The following is a 21,338-nucleotide window of genomic DNA, read 5'->3' as shown; positions in this document are numbered from 1 at the left end:
GGACACCGGAATGTCGTTCCCCGGTCACCGCACGTTCCCCCGCGGTCCGGCCGTGAGCGGCCCGCCCAGCCCATTCTGGATCGACGACGCCCCCGACCGCCCCCACCCTGGAGCAGTGATGTCCGCAGAGCCCGTCCTCCTCGACCGCCGCACGACCCCCGGGGCGCTGGACCCCGACGTGCCGCTCATCGGCCCGGCCACGGGCCGGGCGCTGCACGTGATGAGCTACAACATCCGCTTCCACCACGAGCGGACACGGCCCGGGGACCCCGACCACTGGCCCGAGCGCGCCCCCCGGCTGGCGCGGCTGCTGCGGCTGGAGCAGCCGACCCTGCTCGGCGTGCAGGAGGCCCTGTACCACCAGCTGCCGGCGGTGGCGCAGGCCCTGCCCGCCGGCTACGGGATGCTCGGCTACGGCCGCGCCGGCGGGAGCAAGGGCGAGTACTCCGCGATCTTCTACGACGCCCGCCGCCTGGAGGCCCTCGAGTGGGACCAGTTCTGGCTCTCCGACACCCCGGAGCTCATCGGCTCCACCAGCTGGGGCAACGACGTCCCCCGCATCGTGACCTGGGGCCGGTTCCTGGACCGCGGCACCGGCTCCGAGCTCGTGCTCGTCAACACCCACTTCGACCACGATTCGGAGACCGCCCGCGAGCGCAGCGCTGACGCCGTGGTGGAGCTCGTGCACAGCTTCCCCGCGCGCACCCCCATCCTGGTCACCGGGGACTTCAACGCCGACGCCGACGGCTCCGGGCCGTACGCCACGCTCGTGGGCTCGGGGGTGCTGGACGACACCTGGACCACCGCCGAGCAGCGGCTCACCCCGGCGTGGGGCACGTTCCCGGACTACGGGGAGGCCGTGTGCGACGACGAGCGCATCGACTGGGTGCTGGCCACCCCCGGCATCCGGGTGCAGCGCAGCGCGATCAATCCCGCCCGCTTCGCCGGGGGCCACCCCAGCGACCACGCCCCGGTGCAGGTGCTCGTCTCCGTCGGGCCGGACTGAGCGCTACGGCCCGGCGGTGAGGGCCCGCCACGGGCGGGCGCCGTCGGCCGCCGCGCCCATGGACTCCACGGTGGCCGCCGTGCGGGCCAGGGACGCGGCGTCCTCCTCCGGGGAGCGGCACACCTGCTCGGCGGGCAGGGCGCACCACCGGACCGGGTCGAGGGTGAGGATGTGCGGGGTCCACACCGGGTCCCCGGCCACCCACCGCCCGTCCTCGCGGGTGAAGCTCATGCGGACCGTCAGGCCCTCGTTGTTGACCGGCACGCGCGTGGCGTGCTCGGAGAGGCTGTTGCCCAGGCCGTGGGCGATCCAGGTGTCCCCGTGCCGCTCGAGGGGCAGCGCCGAGTGCGTGTGGTGGCCGTAGACGAAGTCGAACTCGCCGCTGTCGGCCAGCGCGTGCGTGACCTCGAGCTGCTGAGGGTCGGGGGCGGAGGAGTACTCCTGCCCGGCGTGCACGGCCGCCAGCACGATCTCGGCGCCCGCCGCCCGGGCCCGGCGGGCCTTCTCGACCATTTCCGGCACGTCCAGCAGGTCCACCCGCCACGGGGCGTCCGGGACGTTGCCGTTGAGACCGTAGGTGCCCGCCACCAGCCCGACGCGCACCCCGCCGGCGTCCAGGACCAGGGGCTCGGCGGCCTCCGCCTCCGTCCGGTACGAGCCGGTCGAGGCGATCCCCGCCCCGTCCAGGACGCCGAGGGTCCGCTCCAGCCCCTCCTCCCCGGCGTCCAGGGCGTGGTTCGTGGCGGTGGTGCACGCGTCGTAGCCGATCCCGGCGAGGGCGGCCACGATCTGCGGCGGCACCTCGAACGCGGGGTAGCCGGAGTACGGCCCCCCGGCCGCGGCCAGCGGGGTCTCCATGTCGCAGATCGCCAGGTCGGCGTCCTGGGTGAACGGGCGCAGGCCCTCCACGAGCGGACCGAAGTCGAGCTCCCCGCCGCCGTCGGCCTCCGCCTGCTCCCACAGCCCCGGGTGCAGCAGGACGTCCCCGGTGACCACGATCTCCACCTGGTCCGGCGCCGCGGCCCCGGAGGGGTCCGCGGCGGAGGGGTTCGCGGCGGAGGACCCGCCCGGGTCGTCCCCCGCCGGGCCGCCCGGTCCGGCGCCCGAGGCGGCGCCCGGGTCGGCACCCGGGTCCTCGGGGGCGGAGCAGCCGGCGAGGCCGGGTCCGGCGCCGAGCAGCGCGGCGAGCAGCGCCGCGGCGGCAGCGCGGCGCCCCGGCCGGTGGAGGAGTCGAGGGGTCATGGACCGAGGGTAGGCCACCGGCGGCCGGGGCACCCGCCGGTGGCCCCGCCGGTCAGGACAGCACCGTGGACCAGAGCTTCTCGTCCTCGGGGCGGTGCGGCACCTCGGTGCTGGGCACCAGCTCGGCGGGCGCCGCGTGGGCCCGGTCCTTGAGCGCCAGCATCTCCACCAGGTCCTCCAGGGGGGTGGCCGAGTTGTCCGCCCGGAGGTCGACGTCGAGCAGCACCGGGTACTGGAACCCCGCGAGGGTGTCGGCCACGACCACGGCGGCGCTCTGCTGGCCGCGGCTGTCCCCGCCGGCGTCCTGGCCCGCGCGCAGGCAGGCCACGAGCGCGTGGGCCAGGTCCATGCTGCTCAGTGCGGGCACGGCGAGGGCCCCGTCCACCGAGGCGCGCATGGCCTCGACGACCTCCGGGCCGGCCAGGAAGTTGCCGACGACCACGAAGTCGGTGCCGGCCACCCCGCCGGCCCAGGGCGTGCACAGGCTCCCGGTCAGGTGCGCGCCGGGGCCCTCGACGGGCAGCGCCGCGACCTGGCGCAGCGCCAGGTCCGGGTCGGCGTCGGCGAGGCCCGCGATCGCCTCCTCGGCCGTGCCGCCGCGGTGCAGGGTGCGCAGCATCTCGTAGCGCAGCCGCCGGTTGGTCCACGCCTGGGAGGCGACCACCCCGGCGGTGGGCACGAGGGCGGGCACGGCGTTGCCCACGGCGAGCGAGCAGCTCGCCGTGGCGGCGCCGAGGAGACGGGAGTCCGCGCTCCTGGCGATCACGGTGTAGGTCACGAGCACCTCCTGGCCGTCGGGACGGCCGTTTCGTCGTTCCGGGTCGTTGTCCCGCCGGCCGGGCGGACCAGGTGCTCCCGGGACGGCGGATGTGGTCGGGGGCCGTCCCGCCTGCACAGGGTGGGAGGACACCGACGACCAGGTGTGCACCGGCAGGGCGGCCGGACCCGGCCTGCCGGAGCCCACGGGGCGGACGGCTCATTCCTACCACCGGGAGGCGGCCCATGGCACGCGGAGCACGGATCGTCGGTCTGGCCGCCGCCGGGTGGCGGAGCTGTTCGAGCTCGTGGGGCCGTCCTGCCGGTTCCTGGACCGGGGCCCCACGAGCTCTCCGGCGGGGAGCGCCGGCGCGTGTCCGCCGCCCGGGCCCTGGCGGACGAGCGGGACCTGATGGTTCTCGAGGAGGTCACCACCTCGCTGGACGTGTCGATACGGGCCCAGACCATGAACCTGCTCAACCGGCTGCAGGCCGAGCTCGGGCTCACCTCCCTGTTCATCGCCCACGACCTCGCCGTGCTGCAGCACATGAGCGACCACGTGCTGGTGATGCACCCGGTGCGGCAGAGGGAGGATGGGGACGTGCAGGACGTCTTCGACGCCGGCACCCCCGGACCTGATCCGGAGTTCAGCCCGCAGTCCCGCCGTCGTGCTCCAGCTCCGCCAGCACCGGGAAGTGGTCCGAGGCCCACACCCCGCCGGGGCGCTCGGCCAGGACCCGGGAGCCCAGGACGCGGACGGGGCCACCGTGCAGGATCCAGTCCAGCCGCGGCGTCCTCGCCCCCGGCCGGCGGTAGCGGTGGAAGGTGCCGGGGGCGTTCGGGGGGAGGGTGTCGCGCAGCCCGCCGGCCACGGCGGCGTCCCACGTCCGGGACCGTCCGGCGGCCGCGTTCCAGTCGCCGAGGAGCAGCAGCGGCCCGTCCCACCCGAGGAGCAGGCCCTGCAGGGCGGCCAGCTGCCGCAGCCGGGCACGCTCCGGCCACGGGTCCAGGTGGGTGGCGACCGCCCGCCAGGCCACCCCGGTGCGCCGGTCCGTGAGGTCCGCGAGGACCGCGGTGCGCGGAAAGACGTCCCCGGCCCCCCGGGAACCGGGGACCTCCGGGGTGCGGGACAGCCACCACTGCCGCCACCGCTCCACCGTGAAGCGGGTGGTGTCCACGGCCAGCAGGCAGCGCTCGCCGCGCCCGCCGGCGTCCCGGCCCGTGCCGAGGAGGACGTGTCCCGGGCCCAGCGCCTCGCGCAGCGGGTGCAGCTGCTCCGGGTGGACCTCCTGGAGGGCGGCCAGGTGCGGCCGGTGGGCGCGCAGCACCGCCTGCACCGCCGGTGCCCGGGTGAACCACGCGTCCGGGGCACCGCGGCGGTACCGCGGCAGGGGGCGGCGGACGTTGAAGGTCATGACCGTGAACGCGCCCCGGCCCCGCGGACCGCGGGGGTCGGCGGGGCCGGGGCGACCGGTGGCTGCCACGGTGGCGGCAGGTTCCGCTGGGCGGACGACGGCGCGGGCTACTGCGCGGCGGACTCGGCCGCGTCCTGCTCCGTGCGGGCACCGCCGTGCTGCAGGACGCCGCCGCTGTTCTCCAGGTGGGCGCGCATGAACCACTGGAAGAGCTCGAGCTCCTTGACCTGGCCGATGAGCATGTCCTCGGTGATGGGATCGAGCTCCCCCACCTTCTGGATGGCGTCCCGGTGGTCCTCGATGATGCCGTTGTAGACGAGGTCCAGGGCCGCGAGGTGCTCCACGGCGGTGGCGCGGTGGACCGAGTAGTCGTCCCACGTGCGGGCCTGCACGAGGTCCCCGGGCAGGCCGCTGGGGCCCACGCCCATCGTCGCCATCCGCTCGGCCAGCTCGTCGACGAAGCCGCGCACGAGCTCGATCTGCGGGTCCAGCATCTCGTGGACGGAGATGAAGTTGGGCCCGACCACGTTCCAGTGGGCGTGCTTGAGGGTCAGCTGGAGGTCGTTGAGCGCGTGCAGGCGCTGCTGCAGGGTGTGGGCGACCTCGTGACCGTTCTCCGTGGACAGGCCGGGCACGGTGTAGGGGGCGGTGCTCTGGTTCGTGGTGGCCATGGGATCGTCTCCTGGTTCCGGCCGCCGCCGGGCGGCGGCCTCGATCGACAACGGTGGGCGTCCCGCCGGAGCGGGCCTTCCCGACCCACTATTCCACGACCCCCGGGGACTGTCAGCACCCTGTTCATTCGCTGAGCGCGATATCCCCCGCCGGCCTCCCGGCTCCGGGGCCCTTGCCAGGGCACCGGAGCCGCTGATGGGATGGGGCCATGACGACCCCCGGCAACCAGCTCCCCGACGACCCGCACCTGGCCGACGACGTCGGCGTGCCCGACACCCCGGCGCGCGACCTCGAGACCGCCCAGGAGCCGCTGGGCCAGACCAACGCCGGCCAGCGCGTCCCGAGCGCGGGCGACGCCGACGACCCCGCCGACCCGGACTTCGGCCCCGGCGCGGACGGCCCCGGGCCCACGGCCGGGGACTGAGCCGCACCGGAGGCGCTCCGCGCGCGGCCGCCGCTACCCTGGAGCCCATGAGCACCCGGGGCACCAGCACGCGCGGCATCACCGAGGCCACGGGCACCCCGTGGGAGACCTGGACGGCCCGGCTCGACGCCCACGGCGCCCGCCGGATGAGCCACGGGCGGATCGCCCAGTACCTGGCGGAGCAGCTCGACGGCGTCGTCGAGAACCCCGGCTGGTGGGCCCAGCAGATCACGGTGGCCTACGAGCAGCACACCGGCGCCCGGCGCCCCGGCCAGGCCGGGGACGGGAGCTGGGCCGTCAGCGCCGGCCGGACCGTGCCCGGCACGCCGGACGAGGTGCTGGCCCGCTGGGACGCCCTCATGGGCGCAGCCCCCGAGGTCGCCGGCGTGGCCCCCGAGGGCCGGCCCGGCACCAGCGCCACCGAGACGTGGCGGTACTGGCGGATGCGCCTGGTCGACGGCTCCCGGGTCGCGGTGCACATCAGGGCCAAGGACGCCGGGCGGTGCACGGTCGGCGTGAGCCACTCCGGGCTGGCCTCCCCCGAGGACGTCGAGCACCGGCGGGCGTTCTGGAAGGAGCGGCTGCACGAGCTCTGAGATCCGCCTCGCGACGACTTGTGGCGTGCATCACTTCTCGCCTACGGTGACCCAGGTACCTGAGACGAGGAGTATCGGATGACTCTGCCCTATCCGCACCTGCTGTCGCCCCTGCAGCTGGGCGGCACGACCCTGCCGAACCGGGTGCTGATGGGCTCGATGCACACCGGCCTCGAGGAGCAGCCGGGCGGGTTCGAGCGTCTCGCGGCGTTCTACGCGGAGCGGGTGCGGGGCGGCGTCGGACTCGTCGTCACGGGCGGCGTCGGCCCCAACCCCGAGGGCGCCACCCGCGCCGGCGGCGCCCTCCTGCGCACCGCCGAGGAGGTGGCGCGGCACCGCCTGGTGACCGAGGCCGTGCACGCCCAGGGCGGGCGGATCGCGCTGCAGATCCTGCACTCCGGCCGCTACGCCAAGGCCCCGGCCGCGGTGGCCCCCAGTCCCCTGCGCGCCCCCATCAGCCCGGTGGTCCCGCACGAGCTCACCGGCGAGGAGATCGATCGGACCATCGAGGACTTCGCCCGCACCGCGTCCCGGGCCCGGGACGCCGGCTACGACGGCGTGGAGATCATGGGCTCCGAGGGCTACCTGATCAACGAGTTCGTCGCCGCCGAGACCAACCACCGCACCGACGAGTGGGGCGGGTGCTGGGCGAACCGGATGCGCCTGCCCGTCGAGATCGTCCGCCGCGTCCGCGAGCGCACGGGCCCGGAGTTCCTCCTGATCTACCGGCTGTCGATGCTGGACCTGGTCCCGGGCGGCTCCACGGTCGAGGAGGTCGTGGAGCTGGCGCGGGCCGTCGAGGCCGCCGGGGCCACGCTGCTCAACACGGGCATCGGCTGGCACGAGGCCCGGATCCCCACCATCGCCACGGTCGTCCCCCGCGGCGGCTTCTCCTGGGTGACCCGCCGGCTGAAGGGCGAGGTCGGGATCCCGCTGGTCGCGGTGAACCGCATCAACACCCCGGAGACGGCGGAGCGGATCCTGGCCGACGGCGACGCCGACATGGTCTCCCTCGCCCGGCCGCTGCTGGCGGACCCGGAGTTCGTGGCCAAGGCCGCGCGGGGCCGCGCCGACGCCATCAACACCTGCATCGCCTGCAACCAGGCCTGCCTGGACCACACCTTCGCCGGGCGCACCGCCTCCTGCCTGGTCAATCCGCGGGCGGGTCACGAGACGCTGCTGCGCCTGGGGCCCACCCGCCGGGCCGAGCGGATCGGCGTGGTGGGGGCGGGCCCGGCCGGGCTCGCCTTCGCGGTCGGCGCCGCGGAGGCCGGCCACGCCGTGACGCTGTTCGAGGCCGAGGAGCACATCGGCGGGCAGTTCTGCATGGCCCTGCGCATCCCCGGCAAGGAGGAGTACGCCGAGACCCTGCGCTACTACGGCGTGCGGCTGGCGGAGCTCGGGGTGGACGTGCGGCTGGGGGCGCCCGCCACGCCCGCGCACCTGGGCGGCTTCGACCGCGTGGTGCTCGCCACCGGCGTGGTGCCGCGCGTGCCCGAGATCGAGGGCGTGGACCACCCCTCGGTCGTGGGCTACCGGGACGTCCTGCAGCACGACGCCCCCGTCGGACGGCGGGTCGCCGTCCTGGGCGCCGGCGGGATCGGCTTCGACGTCGCCGAGTACCTGCTGCACTCCCCCGGCACCGGGACCGACTTCTACCGGGCGTGGGGCGTGGACACCACGCTCACCGCCCGCGGCGGCCTGGTCCCACCCGCACCGCCGCGCCCGGCCCGCGAGGTGACGCTGCTGCAGCGCTCCCCCGGCAAGCCCGGGGCCGGTCTGGGCCGCACCACCGGGTGGATCCACCGGGCCTCGCTCCAGGCCGGGGGCGTGCGCGCCCTCAGCGGCGTGAGCTACCGGCGGATCGACGACGACGGGCTGCACCTCGCCGTCCCCGGCCCCGACGGCGCCGCGCCCGTGGAGCAGGTGCTCGCGGTGGACACCGTGGTGCTGTGCACCGGCCAGGAGCCGCTGCGGCAGCTGCACGACGCGCTGCTGGCCGCCGGCCACGACGCCGGCGCCGTGCCGGTGCACCTCATCGGCGGGGCGGACGTGGCGGCCGAGCTGGACGCCAAGCGGGCGATCCGCCAGGCCACGGAGCTCGTGGCCGCCATCGGCTGAACGGGTCGCCGTCCCGCGGGCGCCGGTGCCGCCGCGATGCCGGGGAGAGTCCGGGGCGGCACCGGGGCTGCGCGCTGCCGTGCGGGACCGGGCCCCGGGTGCCACGATGGGACCAGCCCCGCGGAAAGGACCCCCATGCAGCTCGATCTCCTGCTCGTCAACGCCACGGTCCGCACGATGGACCCCGCCCGGCCGCGGGCGTCGAGCCTGGGGGTGCACGGGGGGCGGATCGTGGTCCTCGACGACCCGGGCGTCCCGGCGGCCGAGACCGTGGACCTGGGCGGGGCCACGGTGCTGCCCGGCTTCGTGGACGCGCACTGCCACACCGCGTGGTTCGGGCTGGGCCTCGCCGAGGTGGACCTGTCCGGGTGCACCTCCCTGGACCGGCTCTACGGGGCCCTGGAGCGGGGCATGGCCGCCAAGCCGCGGGACGAGGAGTGGCTCATGGCCACCGGCTTCTACCCGGCCACCGTGGGCGGGGCGCTGCCCGACATCGACGTCCTGGACCGCATCACCGGCAGCACGCCGCTGTTCGTCCGGCACACGTCCGGCCACGCCGCGGTGGTGAACTCGGAGGCGCTGCGCCGGGCCGGGGTGCTCAGCCCCGGCACCCCGGACCCGGTGGGCGGGCGGGTGGTGCGCGACGACGCCGGGCGGGCCACCGGCCTGGTCGAGGAGACCGCCCAGGCGATGGTCCAGGAGCTGTTCCGCCCGTACCCGCTGGGCAGGATCGTGGCGGCCCTCGATCGCGCCACCGCCCGCTACGCCGCCGAGGGCATCACCACGTTCGCGGAGGCCGGGATCGGCGGCGGCTGGATCGGGCACCACCCGGCCGAGCTGCAGGCCTACCAGCGGGCCCGCGAGGAGGGCGCCCTGCACGCCCGCGCGCAGGTGATGCCCGTGCTGGACGTGCTGCACGAGATCGGTGGGCTCGGGGACGGCTCCGCCCGCGGGCTGGACCTCGGGCTGCGCACCGGGTTCGGCGACGACGAGCTCGTGCTGGGGCCGGTGAAGGTCTTCGTCGACGGCTCGCTGCTCGGGGAGACCGCCGCGGTGACCGAGGCCTTCTGCGGCAGCGGGCACTCCACGGGGTACTTCCAGGAGAACCCCGAGCAGATGGCGGCGGCGATCCGGGAGGCCTACCGGGCGGGCTGGTCGGTGGCCGCCCACGCGATCGGGGACCGGGCCATCGACTTCGCGATCGACGTGATCACCGGGTGTCAGGACGCGCACGGACGCCGTCGCTTCCCGAACCGGATCGAGCACGCGAGCATCACCCGCCCGGACCAGCTCCCGCGGCTCGCCGCCGCCGGGATCTGCGTCACCCCGCAGATCGGCTTCCTGCGCCCCATGGCCGCGCAGTTCCGCCGGCTGCTGGGCCCGCGGCGCACGGACTGGACCTACCGGGGCCGCAGCTTCCTCGACGCGGGCGTGCGGATCGCGGGCAGCTCCGACCGCCCGGTCGCCGACGGCGCCGTGCTGCGCTCCGTGCAGGCCTGGACCGACCGTCTCGACGGGGACGGCCGCCGCTTCGGCCCCGCCGCCGAGCGTCTGGACGTCATGCAGGCGCTGGCCGCCTACACCTCCGAGGCCGCGGCCGCCCTGGGCATGTCCGACCGGATCGGGTCCCTCGCCGTGGGCAAGCAGGCGGACCTGGTGGTGCTCGAGGAGGACCCGGTGGAGGTGCACCGGCGCGGGGAGTCGGTGGAGCACATCGGCGTGCGGGCCACGTGGCGCGGCGGCCGGCCCACCCACCGGGCCGGCTGAGCCGGTAGCCTGCTGCCCCGTGAACGACTCCGTGGACGACCCCGTGAAAGACCCAGTGGCGGGCCCGGTGGCGGGCCCGGGGGCCGACCCCGCGGCCGATGTCCTGACCGGCCCCGTGGCAGCCTCCGCGCCCGGGCGCCCGGGCGTGCCCCCGCCCGTGCGCTGGGCGACGGCGGCCGAGCTGTCCTCCGCCCAGCTGTACGGCCTCCTGCGGCTGCGCACCGACGTGTTCGTCGTGGAACAGGCCTGTCCCTACCCCGAGCTCGACGGCCGGGACCTCGAGCCCGGCTGCCGGCACGGCTGGATCGAGCGGGACGGGCGGGTGCTCTCGACGCTGCGGCTGCTCGTGGAGGACACCCCGGACGGGTCCGCGCTGCTCCGGATCGGCCGCGTGGTCACCGCCGCGGACGCGCGCGGGCGGGGCCTCTCGGCCGCCCTGCTGCGCTCGGCGCTGGCCCGCTGCGGTGCGGCCCCGGTCGTCCTCGACGCCCAGGCGCACCTGGAGGGCTGGTACGGGCGGTTCGGCTTCGTGCGCGCCGGGGAGACGTTCCTCGAGGACGGCATCCCGCACGTGCCCATGCGCCGGTAGGCCGCTCAGCCCTCGACCAGGATCCCGTCCTCGTCCGCCCACACGGTGCGGCCGGGGCGGAAGGTCACGCCCTCGATGACGACCGGCACGTCCTGCTCCCCGACACCGTCCTTGGCGGACTTGCGCGGGTTCGAGCCCAGGGCCTTGACCCCCAGGGGCAGCCCGGCGAGGGCGACCCGGTCGCGGACCGGACCGTTGACGATGACACCGGCCCAGCCGTTGCGCACGGCGGACTCCGCGATCATGTCCCCCATCAGGGCGGTGCCCATCGAGCCGTGCCCGTCCACGACCAGGACCGCCCCGTCCCCCGGGGAGTTGAGCACCGCCTTGACGAGGCCGTTGTCCTGGAAGCAGCGCACCGTGCGCACCGGGCCGGTGAAGGCGCGCACCCCGCCCAGGTCGAGGAACTGGCGCGGGCAGGACATCAGCTGCTCCCCGCGCTCGTCGTAGAGGTCGGCGGTGGTGAACGGGCGCGGATCGGTCATCTGCTGCTCCTCGGCATGCGGTGGCGGTCTCGGGGCCAGCCTAGTCAGCGGCGCCCGGCGGTTCAGCCCCGGCCCGCTCCGCGGAGCGCGCGTCCCGTCCCGCGGCGGTGGGGCCGGTGGCCGTGCCCAGCGGGAGCTCCTCGATCAGCAGGGACAGCACCAGGCACGCCGCGGCCACCGGCAGCCCCCACAGGTACAGCGGGGGCAGGGCCTGGGCGAAGGCCTGGGCCACCGCCTCCTGCGCCGGGGCGGGCAGGGACGCGAGCACCTGCGGGCTCAGCGCGTTGACGTCGAGCCCCGCCCCGGCCGGGGAGAGGACGTCCCCGAGGACGCCGTCGAGCCGGGCGACGAACACCGAGCCGAACACCGCGATCCCGAAGGAGGCGCCGGTCTGCCGGAAGTAGTTCGAGGCGGAGGTCGCGGCCCCCACGTTCGCCGGGGGCACCGCGTTCTGCACGATCAGCACGAGGTTCTGCATGAGGCAGCCGATCCCGAGGCCGATCACGACCATGCCGGTGGCCGTCAGGGCGTAGGGGGTGCTCTCGTCGATCGTGGAGAGCAGCCCGAGGCCCGCGGCCATCACCGCCGAGCCCAGGACCGGCCACAGCCGGTAGCGGCCGGTGCGCGCGATCCGGCGCCCCGTGCCGATGGTGCCGACGAGCATCCCGGCCGTCACGGGGATCATCATCAGCCCGGCCGCCGTGGCCGAGGCGCCCTCCACCATCTGCAGGTAGGTGGGCAGATAGGTGATCGTGGCGAACATGATCACGCCCATTCCGACGGCCGCCGCCGTGGGCACCACGAAGTTGCGCACCCGGAACAGGTGCAGCGGGATGATGGGTTCCGCGGCGCGGCGCTCCACCAGCACGAACAGCCCCGTCAGCACGGCCACCGCCCCGGCCAGCCCCAGGATCGGCGGGCTCGCCCAGGGGTGGACGGTGCCGGCCCAGGTGGTCAGCAGCACGAACGCGACGCTGCCCGCGGCCAGCACCGCGGTCCCGAGCACGTCCAGCCGCACCCGCCCGCGCGGGACGTGCGGCAGGTGCAGGAAGCGCGGGATGAACACGAGCGTGACCAGGCCCAGCGGGAGGTTGATGTAGAACACCCAGCGCCAGCTCACGAGGTCGGTGAGGAACCCGCCCAGCAGCGGCCCGCTCACCGAGGCGAGACCGAAGGCCGCCCCGATCACGCCCATGTACTTCCCGCGCTCGCGCGCCGGGACGAGGTCCGCGATGATCGCCTGCGCCCCGATCAGCAGACCTCCGCCGCCGAGGCCTTGCAGGGCGCGGAACACGACGAGCTGCGTCATGTCCTGGGCGGCGCCGGACAGGACCGAGCCCAGGAGGAAGACCACCACGGCCACGAGGAAGATCCGCTTGCGCCCGTAGAGGTCGCCCAGCTTCCCGTAGACCGGCAGGCCCACCGTGGCCGCCAGCACGTACGCCGTGACCACCCACGAGATCCGGTCCAGCCCGTTGAGGTCCCCGACGATCGCGGGCAGGGCCGTGGCCACGATCGTCTGGTCGAGGGCGGCCAGCAGCACGGCCATCAGCAGGCCGAGGAACGTGAGCCGCAGCTGCCGCTGCTCGGAGCGTCCCGGAGCTCCTGTCACCGGGTCAGCGATCGACCTTGACGACGGAGCCGTTGTCCACGTTGACGTACACGTCCGCCGAGGTCCCGTCGGGGTCGTCGACGTCGACCTCCCACACGGTGGTGCCGTCCTCCGTGTCGAGCTGGGCGCCGTCGAGCGTGCCGTCCACCTCGTCCAGCGCCGTCCGGACGGCGTCCTCCAGCGGCACCTGGACCTGCGCGATCCGCTCGCGGTCCTCCTGGTCCAGCTGGTCGTCGCCCTCCTGCGGGGTGACCTCGGAGCCGTCCGAGGAGACGTCGACCTCCTTCTCCCGGTCGCCGACGGCGAGCTTGACCTCCCAGCCCTCCTCGCCGTCCTTGCGGTCGACCTCGAACACCTGACCTCCCGTCACGGCCTCCTCGGCGGCGACGACCGCGCCCACCACGGCGGCGGCCTCGCCCCCGGCCCCGGCCCCGGGCGAGGAGGTCGAGGTGGCGGTGCCCGACGGGGACGCGCTCTCGTCGCCGGTCGCCGTGCCCGACGGGGTCGCGGAGGCGCTCTCGTCGCCGGTCGCCGTGCCCGACGGGGTCGCGGAGGCGCTCCCGTCGCCGGCCGTTGCGTCCTCGGTGCCCGTGGGCTCCGCGGGGGCGCTGGTCCCGGCTCCGCCCGTGGTCTCCTCCCCGCCACCACCGGCGCCACCACCGGCGCCGCCGTCGCCGCATCCGGCCAGCAGGAGCGCCGAGAGCGCGAGCGCGGTCAGGGACAGGGCCTTTTGATCAGTGTGCTTCATACCAGAATTCTTCCCCCGGCGCAGCGTCCTGGCAAGGGGTCCGCCGCCGCGCCTGCCGCCGTCGACGCGGCTCACAGGCACCACGTCTACTATCCTGAAGAGCGCCTGACCCGAGACCGGGGGCATGCGCACCGCGATCGACGCCAGGAAGGAGGCGGCATGGGATTCCTCGAGAGCCTCGAGAAGAACATCGAGAAGGCCGTCCGCGCCGCCTTCACCACGGGCTCCCGCAAGCGGGTGGAGGCGGTGGAGATCGCCAGCGCCCTGCGCCGCGAGCTCGACCAGGAGGCGTTCACGATCTCCGCCGGGCGGACCATGGCCCCCAACGTGTTCGTCGTGGAGTTCTCCGACGAGGACTTCCCCCGCGCCCAGGACTGGGGCACGCCGCTGGCCGAGGAGCTGTGCGACGTCGTGATCAAGCACGCGCGCAGCCAGGCCTACACGCTGCAGGGAGCGGTGAAGGTCTCCTTCACCCACAATCCCGAGGTCGAGGCCGGCGAGTTCCGGGTGCACTCCTCGGCGCAGCGCACCGCGGAGTCCCCGAACACGCCGGCCACCCCGAGCGGGCACCGGATCGCCCGCGGCCACCGCGACCCGGAGGACGAGCCCACGCAGGCCGCCCCCGTGCAGACCGCGCCCGCGCAGCGCTGGATCCCGGTGCTCGACGTCGAGGGCGAACGGTTCTCCATCAACGCGGACTCGATCGTGCTGGGCCGGTCCGCCGAGGCGGACATCACCGTGGAGGACACCGGGGTGTCCCGCAAGCACCTCGAGATCCGCCGGCAGGGCGAGCACTTCCTGGCGGTGGACCTCGGCTCGACCAACGGTTCCTACGTGGACGGGGAGCGGGTGATCGGCCGCTCCGAGCTGGTCAACGGCTCCGTGATCACCCTGGGACGGACCCGGATCACGTTCCGCCTCCTGACCCCGAAGGGGAACCGCTGAATGTCCGAGCTGACCGTCACCCTCCTCCGCTTCGGGTTCCTGGCCCTGCTCTGGATCTTCATCTTCAGCATCGTGGCCAGCCAGGGCCGTGACCTGGCGGTGGGCGGGAAGCTCCCGGCCGTCCTGGGCCGGTCCCGCGCCGAGCGGCGCGCCGCGGCCGCGGCGCCGGCCCCCGAACCGGCCGTACCGCCCGCCGCCGGCCCCACCACGGGACAGCAGCGCTCCCGCCCGCAGACCCTCGCGGTGCTGGAGGGCCCGCTGCAGGGCCGCAGCTACACCCTGGGCAACGCCCCCGTCCTCCTGGGCCGCTCCCCCGAGGCCACCGTCCCCCTCGGCGACGACTACGCCTCGGGGCGCCACGCCCGGCTCTTCCCCCAGGGCTCCCGCTGGTTCCTCGAGGACCTCGGTTCCACCAACGGCACCTTCGTGGGCCAGCAGCGCCTCTCCCGGGCCGTGCCCCTCGACGCCGGGACCCCGTTCCGGGTGGGCAAGACCGTCCTGGAACTGAGGTCCTGACGCATGGCGATCGCCTTCCGCTACGCCGCGCGCTCCGACGTGGGCAGGGTCCGCTCGAAGAACGACGACTCCGCCTACGCGGGCCGGCACCTCGCGGTGGTCGCCGACGGCATGGGCGGGCACGTGGGCGGGGACGTCGCCTCCGCGTCCGCGGTCATGGACCTCACCTCCCTCGACCGGCCCGACCACCACGGCGACGGCGCCACCGTGCTCGCGGACGAGATCCAGAACGCCAACCAGAACCTGGCCCGCCTGGTCCTGGGCAACCCCCGCCTGGGCGGGATGGGAACCACCGTCACGGCGCTGCTGGCCGACGAGGACGAGATCGTCGTCGCCCACATCGGCGACTCGCGGGCCTACCGGCTGCGGGAGGACGAGTTCCGCCAGGTCACCCGGGACCACACGTTCGTGCAGCGGCTCATCGACGAGGGACGGCTGCGCCCGGAGGAGGCGGAGTCCCACCCGCACAAGAACGTCCTGATGCGCGTGCTCGGGGACGTCGACGCCTCCCCCGAGATCGAGGTGGAGACCGTCCGCCCCGAGATCGGCGAGCGGTGGCTGCTGTGCTCGGACGGGCTCAACGCCGTGGTCCGGCCCGAGACCATCGAGTCCGTGCTGCGCTCCGGGGACGACCTCAACCAGATCGTGGACACCCTCGTGGAGCTGACCCTGGACCGCGGGGCGCCGGACAACGTCACCGTGGTCGTGGTGCAGGTCTTCGCGACCGACGAGGACGCCCCGGTCGCGCCGCAGACCGGCGAGGCGCGCGGGGCGGTCCCGGACCCCGGCTTCGCCCTCACCTCCGACGAGATCACCGGGGACGCGGCTGCCGGACCGGAGGCCGAGGAGTCCTCCGCCGCGGTGCTGCGCCGCGACCTCGCCGCCCGTCCGCACCTGCTGGTGGGCGCCGCCGCCAACGCCACCCAGACCGGGCGCATCCCCACCGTGAGCGACAGCATCCTGCAGCGTCGCGCGACCCTGCTGCAGACCTCCGCGCCGGACACCCTGGCCGATCCCCAGGAGGTCGAGTCTGCGCTGCACCGGGCGGAGGCCGCTGCCCCGTCCGCGCGCCGGCGCCGGGACAGGCGCGCGCTCACCGTCCTCGCCCTGGCCACGGTCGGGCTCCTGCTGGTGGCCGGCGGATGGCTGACCACCACCTGGATCAACTCCCAGTACTACGTGGGCGAGCAGCAGGGCAACGTGGCCATCTACAACGGCGTCTCCCAGTCGCTCGGCCCCGTGAGCCTCAGCGACCTGGAGCGGACCACCGACCTGCGGGTCGAGGACCTGCCCGGCTACACCCAGGAGCGGGTCCGCAACGCCATCCCGGCCGGGAGCCTGGAGGAGGCCGAGCGGATCGTGCAGGAGCTGCGCGAGTCCGCCCCGGACGCCGGCCCCGGCCCGGAGCCGCGCCCCACCGGCACCGTCCGCCGCGCCACCTCCTCGCCCGGCACGGCCCCGGACGCGTCCCCCACGGCGTCGCCCGCCGCGAGCCCTGGAGGTGACCGATGAGCTCCACCGCCGGAACCCGCTCCCCCGAGGAGCTCGCCGAGCCCCGGCAGAAGCCGCGGCGGCTCACCGAGCTGCTGCTGCTGGTCGTGGCCGTGGCCATCGGCGTGGGCGCCAACATCCTCGTGGACCCGGACCAGCTCGGCACCGGGAATCCGCACATCCTGGTCTCCGGACTCGTCCTGGGCATCGGCGGGCTGGTCCTGCACCTGGTGGTCCGTCTGCGGGCCAAGTACGCGGACCCCTACGTGCTGCCCATCGTGGTGGCCCTCAACGGCCTCGGCATCGCCATGATCCACCGTATCGACCTCACCACGGACCAGTCCGCGGCGCAGTCCCAGGTGCTGTGGACCGCGCTGGCGATGACCGCCGCCGGCCTGGTGCTCTGGTTCCTCAAGGACCACCGGGTGCTGCGCCGGATCACCTACATCTCCCTGGTGCTCAGCGGCCTGCTCCTGCTCCTGCCCCTGCTGCCGGGACTCGGTGTGGAGCTCAACGGCGCGCGGATCTGGATCTCCGTGGGCGGGCGCACCTTCCAGCCGGGCGAGGTCGCGAAGATCACCCTGGCCGTCTTCTTCGCCGGGTATCTCTCGACCAACCGCGACCTCATCCTCCTGGCCGGCAAGAAGCTCGGTCCCCTGCGCCTGCCGCGGTTCCGGGACATGGCCCCCATGTTCGCCGCCTGGCTCGTGGCCATCGGCGTGCTGGTGTTCCAGCGCGACCTCGGCTCCGCGATCCTGTTCTTCGGCCTGTTCCTGGCCATGATCTACCTCGCCACGAGCCGGCTGAGCTGGATCGTGATCGGCCTGCTGCTCGTGGCCGTCGGCGGCTTCTTCGCGAGCCGGATCTTCGGCCACGTGGCGGCGCGCCTGGACTCCTGGCTCAACGCCTTCGACCCGGAGGTCTTCAACCGGGCCCCCGGCGGGTCCGCCCAGATCGTCCAGGGCCTGTTCGGGCTCTCCTCGGGCGGCCTGTTCGGGCAGGGCCTGGGCCAGGGCCGGCCGGACCTCGTCTCCTACGCCAACTCGGACATGATCATCACCGCGTTCGGCGAGGAGCTGGGCCTGATCGGGCTCGGCGCGATCCTGATGCTCTTCTTCCTCCTCGTCAGCCGCGGCTTCCGCGCCGCCCTGGGCACCCGGGACGCCTTCGGCAAGCTGCTCGCCGCGGGGCTGTCCGCGGTCATCGTCCTGCAGCTGTTCGTGGTCGTGGGCGGCGTCACCCGGCTCATTCCCCTGACCGGCCTCACCACCCCGTTCATGTCCGCCGGGGGTTCCTCGCTGCTGTCCAACTGGATCATCGCGGCGATCATCCTGGCCATCTCGCACACGGCCCGCCGGCCCGTGGTCACCGGGCCGGCCACCGAGGCCGACCTCGCCGAGATCGCCGCCTACGAGGCCGCCCTGCGGGAGGCCTCGCGGCGGGACGAGCAGGAGCGTGCCGAGCGCCGGCGCGGAGCGGGCCGGGACGCGGACGAGCCCGGCCCCGGGCGGCCGGCCGCACGCCCGGACACGGCGCGCCAGCACGTGGTGCCCGTCGACACCGGGGCGACCGAGCCGATCGCGGCCGCCGGCCCGGGCGGGCGCCGCGGCCCCGAGGACGAGCCGGCCGACGACGGCACCCCCACCGAGGCCATGTCCCGCCTCAACGACCAGGACCGCCGCACCCCCGGCGGTCCCCGGCGCACCGAGAACGGAGGAGCATCGTGAACCGGGCGATCCGACACACCTGGGTGGCCGGCGTGGCGATCTTCACCGTGCTGCTCCTGGCGCTGACCTACGTGCAGTTCTTCGCGGCGCGGACCCTCGAGGCCCACCCGTGGAACAACCGCAGCCTCTACGACCAGTTCGGCGCGGACCGCGGGGCGATCCTCGTGGACGGCGACGCGAAGGCCTCCTCCACGCCCTCGGACGACGACTTCGAGTACCAGCGCGTCTACACGGACCCGCTGCTGTACGGGCACCTGACGGGCTACTTCTCGCTGGTCTACGGCGCCACCGGCCTCGAGGCGGCCCTGGGCGAGGAGCTCTCCGGCGCGTCCGACGAGCAGTTCTACGACCGCGTGGTCTCGATGTTCTCCGGGGACCAGCCCACCGGCGCGTCGGTCGAGCTGACCATCGACCCGGAGCTGCAGCGGACCGCGGCCCAGCTGCTGGAGGGGCGCCAGGGCTCGATCGTCGCCCTGGACCCGGAGACCGGCGCGATCCTCGCCATGGTCTCCAGCCCCGGCTACGACCCCAACGAGCTCGCCTCCCACGACTCCGGCTCCGTGATCGCCGCCGCCGAGCGGCTCAACGCGGACCCGGCCGAGCCGCTCGTCAACCGCGCGATCTCCGGCGACCTCTACGCCCCCGCCTCGACGTTCAAGATCATCGACACCGTGGCGGCCCTGGAGTCGGGCGAGTACACCACGGAGTCCTCGATCCCCAACCCGCAGGAGCTGCCCCTGCCCGGCACCGACGTGACCCTGCCCAACTACGTGGGCGGGGGGTGCACCGCCCGCACCGAGGCGGACCTGGAGTTCGCGCTCGAGCAGTCCTGCAACACCCCCTTCGCCTCGATCGCCCTGGACCTCGGGGACGAGACGATCCGGCAGACCGCCCAGAACTTCGGCTACGGGGAGCCGCTGTCCGTGCCGCTGAAGGTGACGCCGTCGCTCTTCCCGGAGGAGCTCAACGAGTCGCAGCTCGCGCTGTCCGCCATCGGCCAGTACGACGTGCGCACCACGCCCCTGCAGGTCGCGATGATGAGCGCTGCCATCGCGAACGACGGGGTGCAGATGAAGCCCCAGCTCGTGGAGACGGTCCGCTCCTCGGACCTGTCCGTGATCGACGAGTTCGCCCCGGAGCAGCTGCGCCGCTCCACGAGCGCGGACGTCGCCCAGACCGTCTCGGATCTCATGGTCGAGGTGGTCGACGACGGCATCGCCCGCGGGGCGGCCGTGCCCGGCGTCGAGGTCGCCGGGAAGACGGGCACCGCCGAGATCGGCTCGGACGAAGGCCTGAACGACGCCTGGTTCACGGGCTTCGCACCGGCCGACGACCCCCAGGTGGCCCTCGCCGTCGTCTTCGAGGACGTGGACGTGGCGACGGGCTCCTCTCTGACCAGTCCGAGCGCCAAGCAACTCTTCGAGGCGGTGTTGAACAAGTGAGACCTTCGTCGAGCACCGTCCTGGGCGGGCGCTACGCACTGACCGATCGGATCGCGATCGGCGGCATGGGTGAGGTCTGGAAGGCCAAGGACCGGGTCCTGGGCCGCATCGTCGCCGTGAAGATCCTCAAGGAGGAGTACAACGGCGACCCCAACTTCCTGCAGCGCTTCCGCGCCGAGGCGCGGCACACCGCCCTGCTGAACCACCCCGGTGTCGCGAACGTCTTCGACTACGGCGAGGAGGAGGGCTCGGCCTTCCTCGTCATGGAGCTCGTCCCGGGCGAGCCGCTGTCCAACATCATCGAGCGGCGGAAGACCCTGGACCCGGACACGGTGCTCAACTACATCGGGCAGACGGCGCGGGCGCTCGCCGCCGCGCACGCGCAGGGCCTGGTGCACCGCGACGTGAAGCCCGGCAACCTGATCATCACCCCGGACAACCGGGTGAAGGTCACCGACTTCGGGATCGCCCGCCTCGCGGACCAGGTGCCCCTCACGGCCACCGGCCAGGTGATGGGCACCGCCCAGTACCTCGCCCCGGAACAGGCCACGGGCCAGACCGCCACGGGCTCCTCGGACATCTACTCCCTGGGCATCATCGGCTACGAGTGCCTGGCCGGGCGCCGGCCGTTCACCGGGGAGTCGCAGATCGCGATCGCCCTCGCCCAGGTCAACGACCCGCCGCCCTCCCTGCCCGAGGACGTGCCGGAGCCGGTGCAGGCGCTGGTGATGTCCATGCTCGCCAAGGACCCCAAGGACCGCCCGGCCACGGCCGGGGCCCTCGCCACCGCCGTGGACGCGCTCCGCCGCGGGGACGAGGCCTCCGCGGTCTCCGCCGTGCCCGGCATGCGGCCCTTCCTCGACCTGCCCGACGACGAGCCCACCCAGGCCTTCGAGCCCGTCGCCGAGGCGCCGACCCGGCTGCTGGAGCGCGACGGCGCCGCCCGGGCGGCGGGAGCCGCGGCGGCCGGCGCCGGGGTGGCCGCCGCGGCCGGTCCGGCGCGGCCCATCACGGCCGAGCTGGACGTCGTCGAGCCTGCCCGCGGGTCGGGCGGCGGCGGACGCGACGGCGCGGATCCCGGTCCGCCGGAGCCGCCCCGCCGCGAGCGGCGCTCGGTGTGGGCCTGGTTGCTGCCGGTGCTGCTGACGCTGGGCCTGATCGCCGGGCTGCTGTGGTTCTTCCTCCTCCGGGAGCCCGCGCCCGTGACCCCGGAGCCGACCCCCACGGGCACGGTCTCCACCACGGTCGTGCCGGAGCGGACGACCGCCCCGCCCGCCGACGCGGCGGGGACCGTGGAGGTCCTCGCGGCCCGGTACGAGGGCCGCCCGGTCGACGACGTGGTGCAGGAGCTCTCCGACCTCGGTTTCCGGGTCGAGCGGCAGGGCCAGACCTCGGACCAGGAGGAGAACGCGGTCCTGTCCGTGAGCCCCGTCGGCCAGGTGCAGCGGGGGGCCACCGTCACGGTGTCCTTCTCCACCGGCCCCGACACCGTGGAGCTGCCCTCCGGGCTGGTCGGGCAGCAGGCGGACCCCCTGATCGACCAGATCCGGCTGCTCGGGGTGAACATCATCCGGTACGACGAGCCCACCGAGGACGCCGAGCCGGGCACGGTGCTGCGCACCCAGCCGCTGGGCGGCTCCACCGTGCGCCCCGGCGACACCATCGAGATGTGGGTGGCCGTGGCGCCGGACAGCGCCCCGGCCGCCGAGCCGACCCCGGCGCCCTCCGCGACTCCCTCCGCGACTCCCACCGCCACGCCGACCGGACCCGGCCGGGAGGGCTGA

Annotated in this window: 19 protein-coding genes; 12 read left to right on the top strand and 7 right to left on the bottom strand. The window is 74.7% G+C overall.

Annotated elements, in window-relative coordinates:
- Positions 1-118 precede the first annotated feature (118 nt).
- On the top strand, positions 119-1,006 hold the full coding sequence (locus GMA12_RS16570) for an endonuclease/exonuclease/phosphatase family protein (RefSeq protein WP_156270605.1): 888 nt from the start codon (positions 119-121) through the stop codon (positions 1,004-1,006).
- A gap of 3 nt (positions 1,007-1,009) precedes the next feature.
- Here the strand turns inward: GMA12_RS16570 and GMA12_RS16565 are convergent, their stop codons facing one another.
- The 4 genes from GMA12_RS16565 to GMA12_RS16550 all read right to left on the bottom strand — a co-directional run bounded on the left by GMA12_RS16565 (position 1,010) and on the right by GMA12_RS16550 (position 5,090).
- The gene (locus GMA12_RS16565; protein ID WP_156270604.1) at positions 1,010-2,248 is read right to left on the bottom strand and encodes a CapA family protein; all 1,239 of its coding nucleotides are present in this window, start codon (positions 2,246-2,248) and stop codon (positions 1,010-1,012) included.
- A gap of 52 nt (positions 2,249-2,300) precedes the next feature.
- The gene (locus tag GMA12_RS16560) at positions 2,301-3,026 is read right to left on the bottom strand and encodes a DUF1028 domain-containing protein (protein ID WP_162459983.1); all 726 of its coding nucleotides are present in this window, start codon (positions 3,024-3,026) and stop codon (positions 2,301-2,303) included.
- A gap of 625 nt (positions 3,027-3,651) precedes the next feature.
- The gene (locus tag GMA12_RS16555; protein ID WP_156270603.1) at positions 3,652-4,419 is read right to left on the bottom strand and encodes an endonuclease/exonuclease/phosphatase family protein; all 768 of its coding nucleotides are present in this window, start codon (positions 4,417-4,419) and stop codon (positions 3,652-3,654) included.
- Positions 4,420-4,526: 107 nt separating this feature from the next.
- Positions 4,527-5,090 carry a Dps family protein gene (locus GMA12_RS16550; RefSeq protein WP_156270602.1) on the bottom strand — a complete coding sequence of 188 codons (564 nt, stop codon included), beginning with the start codon at positions 5,088-5,090 and terminating at the stop codon, positions 4,527-4,529.
- A 209-nt stretch (positions 5,091-5,299) separates the two neighbouring features.
- Here GMA12_RS16550 and GMA12_RS16545 point away from each other — a divergent pair, with 209 nt between their 5' ends.
- From GMA12_RS16545 to GMA12_RS16525, 5 genes are all read left to right on the top strand, one after another.
- On the top strand, positions 5,300-5,515 hold the full coding sequence (locus tag GMA12_RS16545) for a hypothetical protein (protein WP_156270601.1): 216 nt from the start codon (positions 5,300-5,302) through the stop codon (positions 5,513-5,515).
- A 47-nt stretch (positions 5,516-5,562) separates the two neighbouring features.
- Positions 5,563-6,111 carry a hypothetical protein gene (locus tag GMA12_RS16540; RefSeq protein WP_156270600.1) on the top strand — a complete coding sequence of 183 codons (549 nt, stop codon included), beginning with the start codon at positions 5,563-5,565 and terminating at the stop codon, positions 6,109-6,111.
- A 78-nt stretch (positions 6,112-6,189) separates the two neighbouring features.
- Positions 6,190-8,232, top strand: coding sequence for an NADPH-dependent 2,4-dienoyl-CoA reductase (locus GMA12_RS16535; RefSeq protein ID WP_156270599.1), 2,043 nt, complete (start codon positions 6,190-6,192; stop codon positions 8,230-8,232).
- A 135-nt stretch (positions 8,233-8,367) separates the two neighbouring features.
- Positions 8,368-9,999: an amidohydrolase gene (locus GMA12_RS16530; protein ID WP_156270598.1), complete on the top strand. Its 1,632-nt coding sequence runs from the start codon at positions 8,368-8,370 to the stop codon at positions 9,997-9,999.
- A 19-nt stretch (positions 10,000-10,018) separates the two neighbouring features.
- Positions 10,019-10,588: a GNAT family N-acetyltransferase gene (locus GMA12_RS16525; RefSeq protein WP_370831921.1), complete on the top strand. Its 570-nt coding sequence runs from the start codon at positions 10,019-10,021 to the stop codon at positions 10,586-10,588.
- 5 nt (positions 10,589-10,593) lie between these two features.
- On the opposite strand, the gene rraA is transcribed toward GMA12_RS16525, so the two are convergent.
- Genes rraA through GMA12_RS16510 form a run of 3 tightly spaced genes read right to left on the bottom strand, consistent with a single transcriptional unit; the run spans position 10,594 to position 13,433 of the window.
- A complete protein-coding gene (gene rraA / locus GMA12_RS16520; protein WP_156270597.1) occupies positions 10,594-11,073 on the bottom strand; it encodes a ribonuclease E activity regulator RraA in 480 nt (159 codons plus the stop codon).
- Positions 11,074-11,113: 40 nt separating this feature from the next.
- Positions 11,114-12,685: an MDR family MFS transporter gene (locus GMA12_RS16515; RefSeq protein WP_370831917.1), complete on the bottom strand. Its 1,572-nt coding sequence runs from the start codon at positions 12,683-12,685 to the stop codon at positions 11,114-11,116.
- 4 nt (positions 12,686-12,689) lie between these two features.
- Positions 12,690-13,433 carry a PepSY domain-containing protein gene (locus GMA12_RS16510; protein WP_156270596.1) on the bottom strand — a complete coding sequence of 248 codons (744 nt, stop codon included), beginning with the start codon at positions 13,431-13,433 and terminating at the stop codon, positions 12,690-12,692.
- 159 nt (positions 13,434-13,592) lie between these two features.
- On the opposite strand from GMA12_RS16510, the gene GMA12_RS16505 reads away from it, so the two are divergent.
- Genes GMA12_RS16505 through GMA12_RS16480 form a run of 6 tightly spaced genes read left to right on the top strand, consistent with a single transcriptional unit; the run spans position 13,593 to position 21,338 of the window.
- On the top strand, positions 13,593-14,378 hold the full coding sequence (locus GMA12_RS16505; protein WP_156270595.1) for an FHA domain-containing protein: 786 nt from the start codon (positions 13,593-13,595) through the stop codon (positions 14,376-14,378).
- A complete protein-coding gene (locus GMA12_RS16500) occupies positions 14,379-14,894 on the top strand; it encodes an FHA domain-containing protein FhaB/FipA (protein WP_156270594.1) in 516 nt (171 codons plus the stop codon).
- Between the two features lie 3 nt (positions 14,895-14,897).
- Positions 14,898-16,406 carry a PP2C family protein-serine/threonine phosphatase gene (locus GMA12_RS16495; RefSeq protein WP_156270593.1) on the top strand — a complete coding sequence of 503 codons (1,509 nt, stop codon included), beginning with the start codon at positions 14,898-14,900 and terminating at the stop codon, positions 16,404-16,406.
- Entirely contained in the window at positions 16,403-18,112 is a 1,710-nt protein-coding gene (locus GMA12_RS16490) for an FtsW/RodA/SpoVE family cell cycle protein (protein ID WP_156270592.1), read from the top strand. The genes GMA12_RS16495 and GMA12_RS16490 overlap by 4 nt, the downstream gene beginning before the upstream one ends.
- Positions 18,109-19,554 carry a peptidoglycan D,D-transpeptidase FtsI family protein gene (locus GMA12_RS16485; protein ID WP_162459982.1) on the top strand — a complete coding sequence of 482 codons (1,446 nt, stop codon included), beginning with the start codon at positions 18,109-18,111 and terminating at the stop codon, positions 19,552-19,554. Before GMA12_RS16490 ends, GMA12_RS16485 begins: the two co-directional genes overlap by 4 nt.
- The gene (locus GMA12_RS16480; RefSeq protein WP_162459981.1) at positions 19,551-21,338 is read left to right on the top strand and encodes a protein kinase domain-containing protein; all 1,788 of its coding nucleotides are present in this window, start codon (positions 19,551-19,553) and stop codon (positions 21,336-21,338) included. The genes GMA12_RS16485 and GMA12_RS16480 overlap by 4 nt, the downstream gene beginning before the upstream one ends.

This window comes from Kocuria sediminis, assembly GCF_009735315.1.
Lineage (GTDB): Bacteria > Actinomycetota > Actinomycetes > Actinomycetales > Micrococcaceae > Kocuria > Kocuria turfanensis.
The sequence above is the reverse complement of the archived record's forward strand: the minus strand, read 5'-3'. Positions and strand labels throughout refer to the sequence as shown.